This window comes from Bacteroidetes bacterium SB0662_bin_6, from assembly GCA_009839485.1.
Taxonomy (GTDB): Bacteria; Bacteroidota; Rhodothermia; order Rhodothermales; family VXPQ01; genus VXPQ01.
Window position 1 is genome coordinate 1 of record VXPQ01000047.1, and the last position, 17,685, is coordinate 17,685.

Sequence of the window (17,685 nt, forward strand, 5' to 3'; positions counted from 1 at the left end):
AAATAAGACGGTTTAAACATTTCGACTGCATATCGTTGTACATCCGGTTTTTACTTGTTTTCCGCGCACAATATCAAGGATTATTTCGCAATAAATCCACTACAATTACATTTTTAGGAGTTTTTGAAAACTTCACTTTCAATCGTTAAAATCTGCTCTCTTTATGCTAATAGAGTGGCGCACACCGGCGCCAACCCGGTCGTTTTTCTTATTATGAAGAGCTTCTATGCCCCATGATCCAGCTCCACGACATATCGCTCCGCTTCGGCGATCAGGTGCTTTTTGACCGGTTGTCGTGGGGCATTCCTCCCGGAGAGCGGATCGGCCTGATCGGGAAGAACGGGGCGGGAAAGACCACGATGCTCCGGCTCATCGAGGGGCATATCGAGCCGGACGAAGGGCGGCTTGCCATTGGCGCGAGCACATCTATCGGATATCTTGAACAGGATGTGCAGACCCTCGATTCCGAGGCGTCCATCCTCGACGAGGCGCTGAAGGGGTTTGCGAACCTTCGGGAGCTTCAGGTCGAGGAGGCGCGGCTTGTCGCTGAACTGGATGCATTGCACGAACAAGAGGCCGCGGATTACGCCGATAAACTTCACGCGCTGGACCGCGTCCATGCGGCGCTGGCTATGCACGAGGCGCATCTGGCCCGCCCGCGGGCGGAAGTCGTTCTTGCCGGTCTCGGGTTTGCCGCCGACGATTTGGAACGCCCCGTAAAGTCCTTCTCCGGCGGATGGCGCATGCGGGCCATGCTGGCCCGACTGCTGCTCCGGCAGCCGGACTACCTGCTTCTCGACGAGCCGACCAACCACCTCGACATCGAAAGCATCGACTGGCTGGAGAATCACCTGAAAAGTTACGAGGGGACCGTGGTCATTGTCTCCCACGACCGCTATTTCCTGGATCGGATGGTAACCTCCATTGCCGAACTTACGCACGGGCGCATCCATTCCTACGCCGGGAACTACAGTTTTTACCTTCAGGAACGCATCCAGCGGCGCGCCCTGCAACAAGCTGCTCACGAGAACCAGCAACGGGAAATCGCCGCCACCGAACGGTTCATCGAACGATTCCGGTACAAGGCGTCCAAGGCGAAGCAGGTGCAGAGCCGCGTGAAAATGCTCGAACGTCTGGAGCGCATTCCTCCTGCTCCGTCGGAAGAAGCGGCCGTACGCATCCGTTTTCCGGAGCCTCCAAGGTCCGGGCGGGTTGTTCTCGAACTGGGTACATTTTCCAAAACCTACCATACCGACGACGGCGACATCCGCGTTTTCAGGGACGCCGGGCCGCTCACGGTCGAACGCGGGGACAAGATCGCGCTGATTGGGAAAAACGGGGCGGGCAAGTCCACGCTGGCCCGCATCCTCGACGGGACCGAGCCGTTCGAGGGCGAACGCGCTCCGGGTTACCGCGTGGAGCACGCCTTTTTTGCGCAGCATCAGGCCGATATGCTGGAGCCTGCGGACACGGTGCTCGCATCTCTGCGCCATGCAGCCGGGGATAAAACCGATGGGGAACTCCGCTCCGTGCTGGGCGCCTTTCTTTTTACCGGCGACGATGTGTTCAAGCGCATCCGCGTGCTGTCCGGCGGGGAAAAGAGCCGCGTTGCGCTGGCGCGCACGTTGCTTCACCCTTCGAATTTTCTGATCCTCGACGAGCCGACCAACCACCTCGATACGTTGTCGATCCCGGTGCTCATCGAAGCGTTGCGCCAGTACGCGGGCGCCTTCGTCGTCATCAGCCACGACCGGCATTTCCTCGATCAGGTGGTCAACCGTGTCTGGTACGCCAGAGGAGGACGAGTACGTACGTTTATCGGGAATTATTCCGAAAACAGGGAGCGCATGGAGTTCGGCGCGGCTGGTTCCGGGCTGGAGGAGCAGGCATCGAACGGGTCGGGTCGAAAGGCGCCCCGCAAGCGTCGATCCGAAACGGCCGGAAAGGGTTCCGGCGGGCCGCGCTCGAAGGAGCAGAAGCGCCGGGAAGCCGAGGAACGCAACCGTTTGCACCGGGCCATGAAAAAGGGGGATGCGGTCGATCCCGAGGTGATGACGACCCATCAGTTGCGCGCGTATTGCGAACGCCTGGAACGCGACATCGCCGAAAAAGAACGAGCCTTTCAGGAGATACAGGACCAGATGGCTGAGCCGGATACCTATAAGAACGGCGCGCTTATCCGTACGCTGCGCACCGAATATGACCGGATGAAAGAAGACCTGGAGCAGGCGTATGCCGAGTGGGAAGTCGCGAGCGAGTGTATGGCGGTAAGGGAGGGGTAGGGGTTCTTATGAGAAACCCTGATCTTTGTCCCCCTCAATACGCATTCTTGTTCACGAATCCGGACCAGAGGGTCATGATCATGATCTTGATGTCCAGGCGGAGGGACCAGTTTCGGATGTAGTACAGGTCGCACTCGATGCGTTTTTCAATGGACGTATCGCCCCGCCAGCCATTGACCTGCGCCCATCCGGTGATACCTGCCTTCATCTTGTGGCGCAGCATGTAGCGGGGCACACGCTCCCGGAACTGCTCGATGAATACCGGTCGCTCGGGCCGCGGCCCCACGACCGACATGTCTCCCTTGAGCACATTGATGAACTGCGGCAGTTCGTCGAGAGAAGTGCGCCGCATGAGCGCACCGAACGGCGTCGCTCTTTTTTCGCCTGCCTGCGCCCATACGGCGCCGGTGGCGGCCTCGGCGTCCACGGGCATGGACCGGAACTTCAGCATGTCGAATGTGCGTCCGTTCAGCCCCATCCGGTTCTGTCTGTAAAACACAGGTCCGGGCGAAGAGAACTTTACCCCGATGGCAAGTAATAGCAGGAGCGGGGACAGGAGAACGAGCAGGACCGAAGCGAAAACCACGTCCACGATGCGTTTCGTGATACGGGCGAACTCCAGAGGGGCTTCGTCGATCAGGTGGATGATGGGCAGGCCTTCCACGCTGGTGACCCGGCTGTTCACGATATCGAAGTGGAACAGATCCGGAACGAGGCAGACATGCGCCAGCCGGGTGGACAGTTCGTCCACAAGGGGCTGGATCCGGTGCAAGACCGTGAGCGGAAGGGCAATATAGACGTAGTTAATGGGGCGGCCTTCTTGTTGGAAACGGTCCACGACGGCCACGGCCTCCGAGATGTCCCCCAATACGTCTTGCTGATCCTTTTTATGGTCGTCGAGAAAGCCTGCGATCTCGAAACCGATCCAGGGGTATTGCCGCAATGCTTCTTCCAGTTTGCGTCCGGCGACTCCCGCCCCCAGAATGAGGACGCGGCGCAGGTACATCCCTTTCTTGCGGGCGCGCCGGAGCAGCATATACATGGTGACGCGGGCGAGCACCATCAGCATCGGGGTAATGGCTCCGAAGAGCATCATGTGGAGGCGCGAGAAATACAGCTCGCGGTAGAAGGACAGCGAAGCAGTAACCACGACCAGGCCCATGACCACCGCTTTGGCCACGCTGAGCGTGAGGTGCGTCATGCGCTGCAGGCGGTCGGGGGCGTACAGGCCGGAAAACCAGAACACCGCCGTGGAAACGATGAGCACCCACGGAAGAAAGCTGAGGTACCGGGAAAGGGGAAGCCACTCGGGTGGAGGGATAAACCCTATCCAGGCGAGGACCTCGAAGCGGATAAACCAGGCGAGAATCCACCCGATGACGATCAGAGCGAGATCGGTGGCGAACAGGATGCGCTGAAAGAGCCGGCTTTGCTCTTGTAACATAGAGACGCTGCGTCGTTACGTTTGTAGATGCTTTTGCCGTAGCGCTATTTCATGCAAGGCGGTCCTGACAAGTTCGGAAGGGCGGGGTGAAGCGAGCAGGTACGGCTCGTCGCCGGTTCGTTCTCCTTCGTCAAATCTTTCTTCCGGCGGAATGTTTCTATGGAACCTCTGATTAAATCGACAAAGTTCAGAGGCTGCTTAAGCAATGATTGGGACCTTGGGACGCGCATTCGAACAAAACATAGGGCCCGGAATATCCTGCAAACTCGCGGCCAACCGCACGTTATATGTTTTGAGAGAAGGCGCGTCCCAAGGTCCTCGCCCATTGCGGATTTAATCAGAGGCTTCCTATATACGACCAATATCCTGTCCGGCGGCGTGGCGGGCCAGCGCCAGCGCGCCGACCACGCCGGCGTCGTTTCCCAGTCCCGGGGGCACGATGAAGGTTTCCGGATGACTGACGATTTCCGGGCTTTGCAGATAGTCGGCCAGCAGGTGTTGTACGCGCCGGCGGATGCGCGGAAACAGGTGGCGCTGGTGCATGACGCCCCCGCCCAGGATAATGCGCTGCGGGGAAAGCACGCATGTGATGTTCACCAGTGCAGCGGAGAGATAGTGGACTATATGGGTCCATATTTCGTGGTCGGGGGGCAAACGGTCCGGCGGCCCGCCTGCGCGGGCGTGCAGCGCGGGGCCGGACGCCATGCCTTCAAGGCAATCTCCATGGAAAGGGCACACCCCTTCGAAGTCGTCGCCTTCGGCGCGCGGCAGCTTCATGTGCCCCATCTCCGGATGCAGCAGGCCGTGTATTCGTGTGCCGCCGACCAGGGCGCCGCCGCCTACCCCTGTGCCGATCGTCAGGTATACGAATGTATGCAGTCCTTTCGCAGCGCCAAGTGTACCCTCGCCGAGCGCGGCGGCGTTCGTGTCCGTATCGAAGCCGACAGGTACGTCGATGGCCCGGCCGAGGCTGCCTGCAAAATCGGTATGTTGCCAACCCTTTTTGGGTGTGGTGGTGATATACCCCCAGGCAGGAGAGTCGGGGCGGGGGTCTACGGGTCCGAACGATCCGATGCCCAGCGCAGCCAGCGCGCCGTTTTCCGCCCGGGACCGGAAGAAGTCGATGGCCCGGCCGAGCGTTTCACCAGGCGTGGTGGTGGGAAATTCGATGCGCTCAAGCAGCGAAAGCGAGGCGTCGCCGATCGCGCACACGAACTTGGTGCCTCCGGCCTCGATGCCGCCGTATCGGACGGGCGCGTTTTGGGCCAACGTGTTTGCGGGCTGGTCCATACGGTGTGTTACAATGTAGTTACAATAGCATGACAATGTATTACAAATGAGGGCACGGTCTGTCCGGCGCAACAGGCGGGGGGATTCCCTTCTACACCATGCGCAGTTGCAGGGAAATATCCAGCGCCTTGACGGAATGCGTCAGGGCGCCGCAGGAAATGTACTGTACGCCGGTTTCGGCGATGGCCCGGACCGTGTCGAGGGTTACGTTGCCGGATGCTTCGGTCGGGATGCGTCCGTCGATGAGGGTTGTGGCTTCGCGGAGTCGGGATACGTCTATCCGGTTGCCGCCGGACCCGTCGCCGGACAAGTCTACCATGTTATCCAGCAGAATGCGGTCCGCGCATCCGGCGCGGAGCACCTCGCGCACCTCGTCCAGCGTACGCGTTTCGACCTCGATGAGGGCGGGCAATCCCTGTTCCCGGCGGTGGCGGTCCGCCGCTCGAAGCGCTTGCGCCACGCCTCCCGCGGCGGCAATGTGGTTTTCCTTGATGAGGAACATGTCGTGGAGACCAAGGCGGTGGTTTGTCCCGCCGCCCAACCGGACGGCCCACTTGTCGAGCAGGCGCAGACCGGGTGCGGTCTTGCGCGTGTCCATAATCTGTACCGGAAACTCCTTGACGGCATCCACGAAACGGTGCGTAAGGGTTGCGATGCCGCTCATGCGCTGCATGAGGTTCAGGACGAGGCGCTCGGCAACGAGCAGACCTTGTGCCGGTCCATGGGCTGTTCCGAACGGTGCGCCGGCGCGAATGGCCTCTCCGTCTTCGCATTTCCAGGAGCACCGGATGCACTCATCCACCGTGGAGAAAACATATTCGGCCATCGCCAGGCCCGCCAGGATGCCATCTTCCCTGGCGAGGCATTGCCCCTCGGCCAGTACGGTCTCGTCGACGACGGCTTCTGTCGTGATGTCTCCGGAACCCACATCCTCCGCCAGCGCGTCCTTGACAAATCTCCGCAACGCCTCCTCGGAGATATAGTCGGGTAAATCGTTCATTGCGGGTGGCGTACCAGACGGATTGCGGTTATGGGTCAGCCTGCACGCTTCCCATATGCTCGAATTTCTCGATGCGTTTCCGGACAAGCTCTTCCGGAGGCGTTCCTCCGATTTCCGTGAGCGTTTCCTCGATCGCCGCGCCCACACTGCGAATGGTGTCGGCCGGGTTCCGGTGCGCTCCTCCCTCGGGTTCCTTGACGATCCGGTCGATGATACCAAACTCGATCAGGTCGGGGGCGGTAAGTTTCAGGGATTGCGCTGCGTCTTCCTTGTAATCCCACGACCGCCACAGAATCTGTGAGCAACTCTCGGGAGAGATCACGGAATACCAGGAATTTTCGAGCATCAGGATGCGGTCGCCGATGCCGATGCCGAGCGCTCCACCCGATGCCCCTTCGCCGATAATGACGACCACGATGGGTACGGGCAGACGGGCCATCTCGAACAGATTTTTGGCGATGGCTTCAGCCTGACAACGTTCTTCCGCTTCCAGTCCGGGATATGCACCGGGAGTGTCGAGCAGCGTGATGACCGGCCGGTTGAATTTGGCGGCGAGCCGTACGAGCCGCAGCGCCTTGCGGTATCCTTCGGGGTTCGGCATCCCGAAGCGCCGGTGCTTCCGGCTTTTCATATCGCGCCCTTTCTGGTGTCCCAGGATCATGACGGAGCGGTCGACGCCTCCGTATTCGGCGCCGCGGAACTTTGCAAACCCACCCACGATCGCGGGGTCGTCTCCATACAGGCGGTCGCCGTGCAGCTCCACGAAGTCTTCCGTCATGGCCTCGATGTAGTCGAGCGTGTACGGCCTCATGGGATGGCGCGCGATCTGTACGCGCTGCCACCGCGTCAGATTCCGGTAAATGGAAGTACGCAGTTCGTCCACACGGGTCTCCAGCGCGGCGATTTCCCGGGACAGGTCGATCTTCGCGTCTTCCGTGTCGAATGCTCTCATTTCGTCGAGCTTCTGCTCGAGTTCCACGAGGGGTTTTTCGAAATCCAGAAGATATTGAGGAGATGGCGTCATGAGCCGATGCGTTCGTGAATCCCGGCAACGTCCTTGAGGGACCGGACGATAATATCCCAGTCGAGGGAAAAGGTCCGGTTTCTGACATAGAACCAGTGGGCGGAATCAAGCTCGTCCACAGCGTCCCGGGGAAGATTGACGACATCCACCACGGCGAAAACGCCGGGCCGGAGGTTCCATTCCGGAGGCGGGCGGTAATCCGTGGTCTCGTCGTAGCCTACCAGGGCGCGTCGTCCGAGAAGAATATCGGGAAATTTTTTCGTTTTACTTGCAAGGCGCGCCGGAAGCGAGTTCTTGCCGGCGAGGCGGGCGGTTGCCGCCAGCAAAGGATGTATGGCAAGGCCGACCGCGGCAATGCCTTTTTCGAGCAGACGTCGGCCCGCCGACCGGTGCGCGTAGACGAATGCATCCTCCGTTTCTACGAGATTGACCATCGAAAGATCGTCTACCGATGCTCTGCCGATCACATGGTCCCGCCCATCGGCAAGGATCCGGATGTGTACGTTCAGGTCATGCAGTTCCCGGATATACCGGAAGATAGACCGGTTTGAGAGCGCGCCGGAAGCAAAAACGACATCGTGGATCATCCCGAGGCGGACCATGTCGCGCAGTTGCCCGGTCCGGCCAAGCCATGTCGGATTCGTGTTTTCTACGGAATCGCCGGGGTCGTCTCCAGACGTTTCTTCGTCAAGGCCGCGAACAAGCGTTGTGTCGGAATCGCTCCCGTTGCGAACAGGCATTGCATCGTCCGGCGTAATGAATCCTTTCAGGGAAAACGGGGGCCTCGGGTGCCGGGCAAGCATGTTGTGCAGCCGTATGGCCTCGTCCCGGGGTCCTACGAGCACGGCGTGCCGGTCGTGCATCGGTTCGGCGTCCCGGCGCATGCGGATCCATCTTGCGGTCCAGCACACGAGGACGGCCACGGGCAGGGTCAGTAGTACGACAAGCCGTGAAAAGGCAATCGTTTTTACGAAAAAGGATAGTGCAGCCACGAGAAGGAGGCCCGCAAGTATGCCCACCGGAACGGAACGGAAAGAATTTTTCCGGCGGTATCCCCCCAGAGCGGCGATACCCGTTACGGAGCCAAGGCCGTAGACTGGCGCCACGACGGTAAAGAACACGGGCGCCACGCGGGTGCCGAGCATGGAGGCATAGGTTGTCGCCAGAATGCCTGCGGAAGCATATACCATACAAAAATCCAGGAGGGGCCAGGCGGCGATACGGCCGAATTTCGCCGCCACGGACATTCCGGCCCGCAGCAGGATCCCGCATCGAAGCAGCAGGGCCAGCAGTTTCGAGTATCGACTCTCGAAATGCTTTTCCGTAAACCGGAGCATGGCTCCGTAGAAAAGGCGCACGTAGCGCAACTCGCCTTTTCGGGTGCTCTGCCCTTTGTAATGGATGATTTCCGTTTCCGGAGTATAGTAGATTTTCCAGCGGGCCTGCTGGATGCGGTAGCACAAGTCGATATCTTCCCCGTACATGAAGAACTCTTCGTCGAAGAGGCCCGCTTCGGCGAGCGCAGCCCGCCGGAGCATCATGCACGATCCACTCAGCGCATCTACCTCGGCCGTCTCGTTTTCCGGCAGGTGGGTCATATTGTAGCGCCCGAACACCGCGCTGCGCGGAAAGAGCGCCGCCAAGCCGATCATGCGGAAAAAGGCTACCCGGGGCGTGGGGAATGCGCGTCGGCTTTCGAGCGCGAACGTCCCGTCCGGATGCAGGATTTTGCATCCCGCGGCCCCGGCGTCCGGGTGCTCGTCAAGGAAGCGGACAAGCGTAACGAGCGTGTTTTCCTGTACGATCGTGTCCGGGTTCAGCACCAGCACATAGCGTCCGCGCGCCTTGCGGATCGCCTGGTTGTTGGCGGCGCTGAAGCCTGCATTATCCGGATTGGCGATCAGATGCACTTCGGGGAAGTGTGTGTGCACCATCGCCGGGCTGCCGTCCACAGAGTTGTTATCGACCACGAACACTTCCATGTTCAGGTCGGCCTGTGCACGGAACACAGAGCGGAGCGCCTGTTCGAGGAATTCCCGCACATTGTAGTTGACGATGACGACCGAAAGGTCGATTACGTCCGTGCGGCGATCAACCGTCGCAGCAGGAGAATGCGATACATCCATAGAATGGAGAGGCGGGTGCGCGGTTTGGCACAGCGTTTCGTGCGCAATTTATCCTAAATTCAATCGCAAAACGCCTTGCCGGTTCAATATAAGCATTACCTTATACGCTGCCGGGCCCGTACATAGCTTCGGGAAATTCCCGATTCACACAGTTTACATCCATTCGCATGCCTCAGCTTTTTCCCAGGCGAGCTAACGCGTTACCCATCCTTTCCCTGGTTGGAGCGCTTGTCGGAGGCGTGGCGACTGTAGGTTTCGTCTGGTACTACTTTTCTCCGGAGTACACGGATGTGGGCTATGCTCCTGAACAGCCCGTACCGTATAGCCACCGGCTTCATGCAGGGGAATTGGGGCTGGATTGCCGGTATTGCCATACGAATGTCGAAATGACCGCCGAGGCGAATCTTCCCCCGACCGAAACATGCATGAACTGCCATGCGCAGGTACAGACCGAGGCCCTGTCCCTGCAACCGGTGCGAAAAAGCTGGGCGGAAGATATGCCTGTGGAATGGATCAAGGTCAATTTTCTTCCGGATTATGTGCATTTCAGCCATGCCGCCCATGTCAATAATGGGGTGGGGTGCGAGACGTGCCACGGCCGGGTAGACCTGATGGATGTTGTTTTCCAGCCCGAGCCGCTGTCCATGGGGTGGTGTCTCGATTGTCACCGCAATCCGGAAGAGCAATTGCGCCCGGATGAAGCGGTGACCCTCATGGGATACGAACACCCGGCGGATTTCATGGAGCGCAATGCGGAGCGCATAGAACGGGAAGGGATTCAGCCTCCCGTAAATTGCTCCGCGTGCCATTATTAGAATCGGATCAGACGCGAGATCGGCATGATCGACCTTCCTGTCCTGAAAGATGCAGAGACGCCGGCGCCGCGCGAGCGGTTCTGGCGTAGTCCGGTCGACCTGGAAGGAGGGCTTGGCGACCTGCATAGCGGGGAATTCATGCCGGGCGCAAGCGATCGTCCAGGCAGCGCGTCCCGCAGGGATTTTCTGCGCATCATGGGCGCTTCCATGGCGATGGCCGGTTTGTCGGCCTGCCGTCGTCCTGTCGAGCAGGTGCTTCCGTACACGCGCCAGCCGGAAGAGATCGTCCCGGGAGAACCCCTCTATTATGCGACGGGCATGCCGTATCGCGGGGTGCTGCGCCCGCTTCTTGTGAAGAGCCATGAAGGGCGTCCGACCAAGATAGAAGGCAATCCGGAGCATCCCATGTCCCTGGGGGCAACCGGAGGATTCGAACAGGCCTCCATTCTCAATATGTATGATCCGGACCGCTCGCAGCGTGTGCTGCGGGAGGGCGTCGGCAGCGAATGGCGGGAGTTCGTGCGTCTTGTGCAGGGGTTGGACGGGGCTACCCGGATTGCGGTTGTATCGCCGCCGACTTCCTCTCCCACGATCCGGTCGCTTCGCGGCCGCCTTGCGGAGCGTTTCCCGGAAATGCAATGGATTACGTATGCGCCTGAAGGGGACGATCCGTCCCGGACGGGGCTGCGGACCACGGAAGGACGCACGGTGCGGCCGTTGTACCGGTTCTCCAATGCGGAGGTTGTCGTCAGCCTGGACAGTGATTTTCTCGGACCGACGGAGATCAATCTTCTGTCCAATACGGCGGAATACGCGCAGAACAGACGGATGGCGTCCCCGGAGGATAGCCCCGGCAGGCTGTATGTGGTAGAGAGCAACTATTCGCTTACCGGGGGGATGGCCGATCATCGCAAGCGGTTGCGCTCCGGCGATATTCCTGCGTTTGCGCGGGCGCTGGCTTCGCAATTAGGCATCGGCGGACTTCCGGGTGAGCGCGCCACGGAGGATGCGTTCCTTCATGCGATGGCCCGGGATGTGCAGGCGGCGGGTTCGCGCGCCGTAGTGGTTGCGGGCGATACCCAACCGCCCGAGGTCCATGCGCTCGCGGCGGCTATCAATCAGGCGCTCGGCGCCGTGGGCAGTACGGTTTCTTATCTGGATGTGGACGACGAGGCGGAATTCTCGCAGATCGAACGCTTCGCTGCGCTGGCGGCCGATATGCATGCCGGCGAGATCGATCTGCTTTTGCTGTTGGGCGTCAACCCCGTGTACAGCGCGCCGCCGGAACTCGATTTTGCAGGCGGAATGGAGCGTGTCGCCCGGACAGTACATCTCGGATTGCATCTTGACGAGACGGGACAGGCTGCGGAATGGCATATCCCGCAAGCGCATTATCTCGAAGCATGGGGAGACGGGCGTGCATACGATGGTACGCTCTCCGTCGTTCAGCCGCTGATCGCACCGCTTTACGAAGCGGCGAAATCCGACGTGGAGGTGCTCGGTCTGCTGGTGACCGGCATGGATACGCCGGGGTATGATCTCGTGCGGGAAGAGTGGTCGGCGTACCTTCCCGACGATGCGGAGCAAGCGTGGCGCAGGGCATTGCACGACGGGTTTCTGCCGGACAGCAGCTATCCGGAGACGACTCCGGTGCTGGAGGCGCCTTCTTTTTCCGCCGATTCCCTCGGCGAGGAGGAAATCGAGGTGGTCATTCGCCTCGACCCGACCGTGCTGGACGGTTCCTATGCCAACAATGCCTGGATGATGGAACTTCCCGATCCTACGACCAAGATCGTGTGGGATAATGTGGCATTGATTGCTCCGGCGATGGCTGAGCGCCTGGGCGTGTCGCCGAAATACGACAAGGGACGGTACGTCGTCGATGTGCTGGAGATTACCGTGGACGGCCGCAGCGTCCGGTTGCCGGCCTGGATACAACCGGGTTTGCCGGACCGCTCGGTGCACCTGACCATGGGATACGGGCGCAACATTTCAACGGTTCGCCCGCCGAGGAAGGCCCGTTTCTTCGATCTGGATCATTATTCCGATATATATGCCGACGGTCCGCTTGCCAACGGAGTCGGGGAGAATGTCTCTTTGTTGCGCCGTGCGGATATGCGCCGCGTGCTTTCCGGCGCCGAGGTGAAGACGACCGGGGATACCTGGACGATTTCCACCACGCAGGAGCATGGCTACATGGAAGGGCGTCCCCTTTTCCGCAAGGCCACCCTCTCGGAATTCAGGGAACACCCCACGTTTGCACCGGATGCGGTGCCTCCGCTTTACGGGCAGGAAGAGTGGGAGGATTACCCCGCACTCTGGCAGAAGCAACATCCTTCCGAACAGCCCGCTATCACGGAAAATCCCTATTACGAGAATCAGTGGGGGATGGTCATCGACCTGAATACCTGTACGGGCTGCAACGCATGCGTGGTTGCGTGTAACAGCGAGAACAATGTGCAGATGGTGGGCAAGGAAGAGGTGGGCCTCGGGCGCGAGATGCACTGGTTGCGCATTGACCGTTATTTCGTTTCCGGGGAAGAGGATACGGACAATCCGGCCATGGTCGTACAGCCGGTGCCGTGCATGCACTGCGAGAATGCTCCGTGCGAGGCGGTGTGTCCGGTGGCGGCGACCGTGCATTCCCCGGACGGTACGAACCAGATGATTTACAACCGCTGCATCGGTACGCGGTACTGCTCCAACAATTGCCCGTACAAGGTGCGCCGGTTCAGTTTCTTCAACTGGACGAAGACGCTGCCGGAAACGGTGCAGATGGCGCAGAATCCGAATGTGACGGTCCGTTTCCGCGGCGTCATGGAGAAATGCTCGTACTGCATCCAGCGGATTCGGGGAGCGCAGCAGACTGCGCGCCTTGCCGATCGGGCCCTCCAGGACGGCGAAGTAAAGACGGCGTGTCAGCAGGCATGCGGCATGCAGAGCATTACGTTCGGCGATCTGAACAACCCGGACAGTGCGGTGGCGCAGGCGAGGAAGAACCCTCGTCGGTACGAAATGCTGGCCGAACTGTCCGTCAAGCCGCGCACCTCGTATCTGGCGCGCGTAACGAACCCGAACCCCGAACTCGAACCCCAGGGATAATCTTCGTCGAACGCAGTGGGTCATTCAACGAGCCATACTACCGAGGCGCCGCTGGTTACCGGCAACCTGAGTTTTCACGAACTCACGGAACTGGTGGCGCGCCATGCGGAAAAGAAACCTCCCATGATCTGGTATGTGGCCATCGGGATTTCTTCGCTGATGTTGCTCAACCTGCTGGTGATGATTGCCTATCAGGTGTGGAATGGCGTGGGCGTCTGGGGCAATAACGTGCCGGTCGGCTGGGGATGGCCGATCGTCGATTTCGTCTTCTGGGTGGGTATCGGGCACGCGGGCACGCTGATTTCCGCCATTTTGTTTTTGTTCAGGCAGCGTTGGCGGACATCGATCAACCGGGCCGCGGAGGCCATGACGATCTTTGCGGTGATCTGCGCTCTGCTTTTCCCGACGATTCACGTGGGGAGGATCTGGGTGATATACTGGACGCTTCCGATCCCGAACCAGATGGACATGTGGCCGCAATTCAAGAGTCCCCTGTTGTGGGATGTTTTTGCGGTGTCGAGTTATTTCATCGTTTCGCTGATATTCTGGTATGTGGGGCTGATTCCGGATCTGGCTACGCTGCGTGACCGGGCCCGCTCGTTCATCAGGCAGCGCGTGCTGGGTATATTTTCTATGGGATGGACCGGCTCCAACCGGCACTGGCGCAACTATGAAAAGGCGTATCTGCTGCTGGCAGGTCTTGCCACGCCGCTTGTGCTTTCGGTGCACTCGGTGGTGTCCTTCGATTTTGCCGTATCCATCGTTCCCGGCTGGCACACCACCATTTTCCCACCCTATTTCGTGGCGGGCGCCATTTTTTCCGGGTTCGCCATGGTGGTGACGCTCATGGTGATTGCCCGGAAGGTCTATGGCATCGAGGATCTGATCACGCTCAACCACCTCGAGAAGATGAACATCATCATTCTTCTTACGGGCTCGATGGTGGGTTTTGCGTACATCACGGAACTTTTCATTGCCTGGTATTCACAGGTCGGGTACGAGCAATATGCTTTCATCAATCGCGTCACCGGGCCGTATGCATGGGCTTACTGGATCATGATGTCGTGCAATCTCATTGCGCCCCAGGTGTTCTGGTTCAAGCGTCTGCGCCGCAACGTGCCCCTCATGTTCATCATTTCCATCCTCGTGAACATCGGCATGTGGTTCGAACGCTTCGTGATCACTGTGATCTCGCTGCATCGTGACTATCTGCCTTCCAGTTGGGGATACTTTACACCCACCTGGGTCGATGTGATGACCTTCGTAGGATCGTTCGGCCTGTTTCTGACCCTGTTTCTGCTCTTCCTGAGGTTTGTGCCGATGGTAGCGCTCGCTGAAGTCAAGGGCGTGGTGCCGCAAGCCGATCCGCATTTTTACGACCGGGAATCGTCATGAAGAAGCTTCTTGCGCAAATAAAGGCGTCAATGGGCATCTACGAAAGCGAGCCCGTGTACGGGTTGCTTGCAGAGTTTGCCGATCCCGGAGCACTGCTGCATGCGGCATCACAGGTGCGAGAGGCGGGCTACCGGCATTTCGACATACATTCGCCCTTTCCGATTCATGGCATGGACAAGGCCATGGGGCTCGGCAATTCGCTGGTCGGGTTTTTTACGCTGGGCGGCGGAATTACCGGGTTCGCGCTGGCCTACTGGTTGCAATGGTGGACCGGGGAGGTGGCGTATCCCCTGAATATCAGCGGCAAGCCGTTTTTCGCCATCGAGCCGTCCATTCCCATCATGTTCGAATTGACGGTGCTTTTTGCGGCCTTCGGCGCAGTAGCGGGCATGCTTGCGTTGAACGGGCTGCCGCGTCCTCATAGCCCGCTTTTTTATTCCCGCAATTTTACGCGTGCGACCGACGACGCGTTTTTTCTGCACATTGCGGCGTCGGACAAGTGTTTCGACCTCGAGGGGACCCGGCAGTTGCTGACGGAACTTGGGGGGTATCACGTGGAATTACTCACTGCAACGGAATGACGGCATGCGGCGAGCCCGGCGCAAGCCGGTTTCCCGCGCACAAGGATATATGCTCATGAAGAGAAGGGGAACGGTCCTGGTGTTTGCAGTCTTTTTGCTGGCGTCCTGCCGCGGCACGACGCATGAACATACGCCTATCCATCCCAACCTGAACATGGATTATCAGGAGCGGTTCGACCCGCAGGAGGCCAATGCCTTTTTTGCGGACGGGCGCTCCATGCGGCCGCCCGTTCCCGGAACGGTGGCGCGCGGCTTTTTGCATGAGGATACGCGGTTTCATGAAGGCCGGAATGCCGATGGGAGTTATGTGGAGGCCATGCCGATCCCGCTGACGATAGAACTTCTCGAATACGGGCAAACCCGGTACGACATTTTCTGTACGCCGTGTCATGGCGCCGCCGGCGATGGCGGAGGGATCATTACGACAGGCGATTTCGGGTACACGCCGGCCACGACCTATCACAACGACCGGTTGCGTGAGGAAACGGACGGCTATCTGTATGACGTGATTGCAAACGGCGTGCGCACCATGCCCGGATATGCACACCAGATTCCGGTAGCGGACCGATGGGCCATCGTGGCCTATGTCCGGGCTCTTCAGCGCAGCCAATATGCTTCCGAGAGCGACGTGCCCGCCGTACTCCTCGACGATATCCGGCGTGGAGCGGGCGCCGGGGAGAATGAATAGATTCGATGGCGACACTGAAAAAGAGCCATATCACCCAGTATTTACTGGATCCGTTTGCGTCGACCGCCGCCGATGCGCCGGATGCGTTCCGCTATAAGGGAGATTGGCGCATATGGGGTATTCCCTTGCTGGTCGGCGCGATCGGGCTCACGTCGGGATTGTCGGGCTGGCTGACGGATCCGCATCAGTTTTATTTTTCGTACCTGACAGGGTGGGTGTTCTGTCTGACCATTGCACTGGGAGCGTTGTACTTCGTGCTTATACAGCACCTGACGAGGGCGCGCTGGAGTATCGTGGTGCGGCGCATGGCCGAAGCCTTGTTGTGGACCTTTCCGTTGCTGGCCGTACTGGGTATTCCCGTGCTTTTCGGGCTGCACGATCTCTATCATTGGACGCATGCAGACGCCGTCGCAACCGATCCCATCCTTGCCGGAAAGACGCCCTATCTGAATGTCCCGTTTTTTCTGGTACGCCTTGCGGTCTATTTCCTGGTGTGGAGTCTGCTCGCCTATCTTCTGTATCGCAATTCGCTTGCGCAGGATTGCACGGGCGATGAAGATATTCCGGCCCGTCAGCGCAAGGTTAGCGCCTGGGGGCTTGCGGTGGCAGCGCTTACCACTGCATTTGCGAGTTACGACTTGCTGATGTCGCTTGACCCGCACTGGTTTTCGACCATTTTCGGCGTATACGTGTTTGCGGGCGCCTTCATGTCGATTCACGCATTGCTTGCGCTTTGCGCCATGATACTCCAGAGTATGGGCAACCTGCGGGGGATCGTTACCACGGAGCACTACCAGGATCTCGGCAAACTGACCTTCGGTTTCGTGGTCTTCTGGACGTACATTGCGTTCAGCCAGTACATGTTGATATGGTACGGCAACATACCGGAAGAAACGCTCTGGTATCGTCACCGTCTCGGCCATGGCTGGGAAGTGCACAGCGCTGTGCTGCTTATAGGACATTTCATCGTGCCCTTTTTCCTGTTGCTGTCGAGAGCCGTCAAGCGGTCCCGGCTGCTTCTCGGGTTAATCTGCGTCTGGCTGCTTGCAATGCAGTGGTTCGATATCCACTGGTTGGCCGCGCCGGTACTGCATCCCGACGCCGCCACAATTCATTTTCTGGACGTTGCGAACTGGGTGGGTCTCTTCGGGATCGTACTCGGTGTGTTCATGTACCGTCTCGTCCGGCACAGCCTTGTTCCTTGCCGGTCTCCCTGGCTGGAAAATTCGCTGCATTTTGAAAACACCTGACACGGACCATGTCGAATCCCACGGACATTTCGGAAGGGGCGCAATGGGTCGAAGGAACGGAGCGTCCGCACGTCGAGCAGGAAGGTATCGAAGCCGGTCAGATACTTGGCTTCGTGATTATGATCGCGTTCCTCATTGGTCTGGTAGTTGTTGCGCTCTTTCAGTATACGGACCTTACGGCGCAAGAGGTGCTGGTGGAAGCCACCGATCAGGGCGTTTATCCCGAACTGGACGAAGTACGCCTGCATGCCACCGTGCTGCTTACGCAGTATGAGGCCCTCGCAGGGACGGAGGGACGGTATCGTATTCCCATAGTGCGCGCCATGGAACTGATGGCGCAGGAGGCGCCGGTCCACCCCGAGGAGTTCTATGCCCCCGAGTATATGGTCACGTACGGTGAGAGATGACAGCGCGCCGCAAACCATATCGAACCCGGACAAGGGAGACTACCCGCCGGTTTTTTCCTGCGCTGTTTGCGTGGATCGTGTCCGGCGCGACGGTGCTGGCCGCCGTTGCGGTGATTCCGGCATTCGGGCAATCTACGGGTGCGCTGCCTCCGCAGTTTGAAGGGATTGGCCTCGACCAGCGGGGGGGGGCCGGCCGCCCCCGCCCGAGTGGTTTTTTAAAAGAAATATGGGGGGAGTGTGGGGGGGGGGAGTAAAAAGAGGGGAGAACCCCCCGAAATTTT

At 59.4% G+C, this 17,685-nt stretch carries 13 protein-coding genes; 8 read left to right on the top strand and 5 right to left on the bottom strand.

The window, feature by feature from the left end:
- The first annotated feature begins 233 nt into the window (after positions 1-233).
- Entirely contained in the window at positions 234-2,282 is a 2,049-nt protein-coding gene (locus tag F4Y00_09155) for an ABC-F family ATP-binding cassette domain-containing protein (protein MYE05121.1), read from the top strand.
- 34 nt (positions 2,283-2,316) lie between these two features.
- On the opposite strand, the gene F4Y00_09160 is transcribed toward F4Y00_09155, so the two are convergent.
- The 5 genes from F4Y00_09160 to F4Y00_09180 form a co-directional block, all read right to left on the bottom strand.
- Positions 2,317-3,726, bottom strand: coding sequence for an undecaprenyl-phosphate glucose phosphotransferase (locus F4Y00_09160; GenBank protein ID MYE05122.1), 1,410 nt, complete (start codon positions 3,724-3,726; stop codon positions 2,317-2,319).
- Between the two features lie 348 nt (positions 3,727-4,074).
- Positions 4,075-5,016, bottom strand: coding sequence for an ROK family protein (locus tag F4Y00_09165; protein ID MYE05123.1), 942 nt, complete (start codon positions 5,014-5,016; stop codon positions 4,075-4,077).
- Positions 5,017-5,107: 91 nt separating this feature from the next.
- Entirely contained in the window at positions 5,108-6,016 is a 909-nt protein-coding gene (nadC, locus tag F4Y00_09170) for a carboxylating nicotinate-nucleotide diphosphorylase (GenBank protein ID MYE05124.1), read from the bottom strand.
- 28 nt (positions 6,017-6,044) lie between these two features.
- On the bottom strand, positions 6,045-7,040 hold the full coding sequence (locus F4Y00_09175) for an acetyl-CoA carboxylase carboxyltransferase subunit alpha (GenBank protein MYE05125.1): 996 nt from the start codon (positions 7,038-7,040) through the stop codon (positions 6,045-6,047).
- Positions 7,037-9,166, bottom strand: coding sequence for a glycosyltransferase (locus F4Y00_09180; GenBank protein ID MYE05126.1), 2,130 nt, complete (start codon positions 9,164-9,166; stop codon positions 7,037-7,039). The genes F4Y00_09175 and F4Y00_09180 overlap by 4 nt, the downstream gene beginning before the upstream one ends.
- Positions 9,167-9,333: 167 nt before the next feature.
- On the opposite strand from F4Y00_09180, the gene F4Y00_09185 reads away from it, so the two are divergent.
- The 7 genes from F4Y00_09185 to F4Y00_09215 are packed head-to-tail and all read left to right on the top strand — an operon-like array spanning position 9,334 to position 17,404.
- Positions 9,334-9,981 carry a cytochrome C gene (locus F4Y00_09185; protein ID MYE05127.1) on the top strand — a complete coding sequence of 216 codons (648 nt, stop codon included), beginning with the start codon at positions 9,334-9,336 and terminating at the stop codon, positions 9,979-9,981.
- A 24-nt stretch (positions 9,982-10,005) separates the two neighbouring features.
- Positions 10,006-13,083 carry a 4Fe-4S dicluster domain-containing protein gene (locus F4Y00_09190; protein ID MYE05128.1) on the top strand — a complete coding sequence of 1,026 codons (3,078 nt, stop codon included), beginning with the start codon at positions 10,006-10,008 and terminating at the stop codon, positions 13,081-13,083.
- Between the two features lie 15 nt (positions 13,084-13,098).
- Entirely contained in the window at positions 13,099-14,478 is a 1,380-nt protein-coding gene (locus tag F4Y00_09195; protein ID MYE05129.1) for a hydrogenase, read from the top strand.
- On the top strand, positions 14,475-15,059 hold the full coding sequence (locus F4Y00_09200) for a DUF3341 domain-containing protein (protein ID MYE05130.1): 585 nt from the start codon (positions 14,475-14,477) through the stop codon (positions 15,057-15,059). Before F4Y00_09195 ends, F4Y00_09200 begins: the two co-directional genes overlap by 4 nt.
- A 49-nt stretch (positions 15,060-15,108) precedes the next feature.
- Positions 15,109-15,747, top strand: a complete 639-nt coding sequence (locus F4Y00_09205) for a cytochrome c (GenBank protein MYE05131.1) — start codon at positions 15,109-15,111, stop codon at positions 15,745-15,747.
- Positions 15,748-15,752: 5 nt separating this feature from the next.
- Entirely contained in the window at positions 15,753-16,997 is a 1,245-nt protein-coding gene (locus tag F4Y00_09210) for a hypothetical protein (GenBank protein ID MYE05132.1), read from the top strand.
- 8 nt (positions 16,998-17,005) lie between these two features.
- Positions 17,006-17,404: a hypothetical protein gene (locus F4Y00_09215; protein ID MYE05133.1), complete on the top strand. Its 399-nt coding sequence runs from the start codon at positions 17,006-17,008 to the stop codon at positions 17,402-17,404.
- Positions 17,405-17,685 lie beyond the last annotated feature (281 nt).